The following is a 2,500-nucleotide window of genomic DNA, read 5'->3' on the forward strand; positions in this document are numbered from 1 at the left end:
TGGTTGCGGGGATAGGATTTGAACCTATGACCTTCAGGTTATGAGCCTGACGAGCTACCGGGCTGCTCTACCCCGCGCCAAGGATGTCCTGTTGGGGTGTTTATGTCGTTTAGAGAGATGTTGCGTTTCTTACCAGGTCTGGCGGTGACCTACTCTCCCACGTCTTGAGACGCAGTACCATCGGCGCAGCGGCACTTAACGGCCGAGTTCGGGATGGGATCGGGTGTTTTGCTCGCGCTAGGGCCACCAGACCAGGAAAGAAACGCTCAGCGTCCATCCCTTGCGGGATAGAAGTTGTCCAAGGATGCCTTTTGGAGAAGGGATGTGCCTCGTCTTTCGACGGTGCCGATCTTGCTTCTACCGGATCAAATCAAGCCTATCGAGCCATTAGTACCGGTCAACTGAATGCATTGCTGCACTTACATCTCCGGCCTATCGACGTGGTGGTCTTCCACGGCTCTCAAGGGAGACCTTGTTTTGAGGGGGGCTTCACGCTTAGATGCCTTCAGCGTTTATCCTGTCCGGACATAGCTACCCTGCACTGCCGTTGGCACGACAACAGGTCCACCAGTGGTCCGTCCACCCCGGTCCTCTCGTACTAGGGGCAGCTCCTCTCAAGTCTCCAACACCCACGGCAGATAGGGACCGAACTGTCTCACGACGTTCTAAACCCAGCTCACGTACCTCTTTAAATGGCGAACAGCCATACCCTTGGGACCTGCTCCAGCCCCAGGATGAGATGAGCCGACATCGAGGTGCCAAACGATGCCGTCGATATGGACTCTTGGGCATCATCAGCCTGTTATCCCCAGCGTACCTTTTATCCGTTGAGCGATGGCCCTTCCACTCGGGACCACCGGATCACTATGGCCGACTTTCGTCTCTGCTCGACTTGTCAGTCTTGCAGTCAGGCTGGCTTCTGCCATTGCACTCAACGACCGATTTCCGACCGGTCTGAGCCAACCTTCGCGCGCCTCCGTTACTGTTTGGGAGGCGACCGCCCCAGTCAAACTACCCACCACGCAGGGTCCCGGACCCGGATAACGGGCCGCGGTTAGACATCAAGAGTGCGAAGGGCGGTATCTCAAGGATGGCTCCACGAGGACTAGCGTCCCCGCTTCAAAGCCTACCGCCTATCCTGCACATCGCAATCCTGATGCCAGTGCGAAGTTGTAGTAAAGGTGCATGGGGTCTTTCCGTCTAACCGCGGGAAGTCTGCATCTTCACAGACAATTCAATTTCGCTGAGTCCACATTTGAGACAGCGGGGAAGTCGTTACGCCATTCGTGCAGGTCGGAACTTACCCGACAAGGAATTTCGCTACCTTAGGACCGTTATAGTTACGGCCGCCGTTTACCGGGGCTTCAATTCAATGCTTGCACATCTCCTTTTAACCTTCCGGCACCGGGCAGGCGTCAGACCCTATACGTCGCCTTACGGCTTCGCAGAGCCCTGTGTTTTTAGTAAACAGTCGCCACCCCCTGGTTTGTGCCCCCGGCCTTCACTTGCGTAAAAACCGGGCCTCCTTCTCGCGAACTTACGGAGGTATTTTGCCGAGTTCCTTAAATGTGGTTCTCTCAAGCGCCTTGGTATTCTCTACCAGTCCACCTGTGTCGGTTTAGGGTACGGTCTTGTGGAGGGCTATTTCCAGGAACCCCTAAGCAGCCCGATCAATCCGTTAAGATCGAACTACCCTCGGGATCCGTCACCATCTCCTGGCCCAGGAATATTAACCTGGTTCCCATCGACTACGCCTTTCGGCCTCGCCTTAGGGGCCGGCTTACCCTGCTCAGATTAGCTTTAAGCAGGAACCCTTGGACTTTCGGCGACAGGGTCTCTCACCCTGTTTGTCGCTACTCATGTCAACATTCTCACTTCTGATCACTCCACCGGTTGCCTCACGGCCCGGCTTCACAGTCAGAACATTGCCTCCGTTGCATTGTTTGTCCGTCATCCTTGCGGGTGACTATGGACGTCGAACACAAAAGAGGCAGCGTTCTATATCACAGAACGCTCCGCTACCACGCATCCATAAGGATGCATCCAAAGCTTCGGCTCGTGGCTTGAGCCCCGTTACATCTTCGCCGCAAGACCTCTTGATTAGACCAGTGAGCTGTTACGCTATCTTTAAAGGATGGCTGCTTCTAAGCCAACCTCCTGGTTGTTTTGGAAGTCTCACATGCTTTCCCACTTAGCCACGAATTGGGGGCCTTAGCTGTTGGTCAGGGTTGTTTCCCTCTCCACGACGGACGTTAGCACCCGCCGTGTGTCTCCCGGATAGTTCTCTTGGGTATTCGGAGTTTGCTTAGACTCAGTAAGGCTGTGGGCCCCCATCATCCATGCAGTGCTCTACCCCCCAAGGAATACGTCCGAGGCGCTACCTAAATAGCTTTCGCGGAGAACCAGCTATCTCCAAGTTTGATTGGCCTTTCACCCCTAGGCACAAGTCATCCCGACCTTTTTCAACAGGTGTGGGTTCGGACCTCCAGTACGTGTTACC

General features: G+C 55.0%; 1 tRNA gene and 2 rRNA genes (1 of these 3 cut by a window edge). All 3 read right to left on the minus strand.

Annotated elements, in window-relative coordinates:
* Nucleotides 1–77, minus strand: a tRNA-Met gene (locus FA743_RS19780).
* Between the two features lie 59 nt (nt 78–136).
* A 5S ribosomal RNA gene (gene rrf, locus FA743_RS19785) occupies nt 137–251 on the minus strand.
* Between the two features lie 115 nt (nt 252–366).
* Nucleotides 367–2,500 (minus strand): 23S ribosomal RNA (locus FA743_RS19790) (it continues 736 nt past the right edge of the window).

Source organism: Paracoccus gahaiensis (assembly GCF_005048225.1).
Taxonomy (GTDB): domain Bacteria; phylum Pseudomonadota; class Alphaproteobacteria; order Rhodobacterales; family Rhodobacteraceae; genus Paracoccus; species Paracoccus gahaiensis.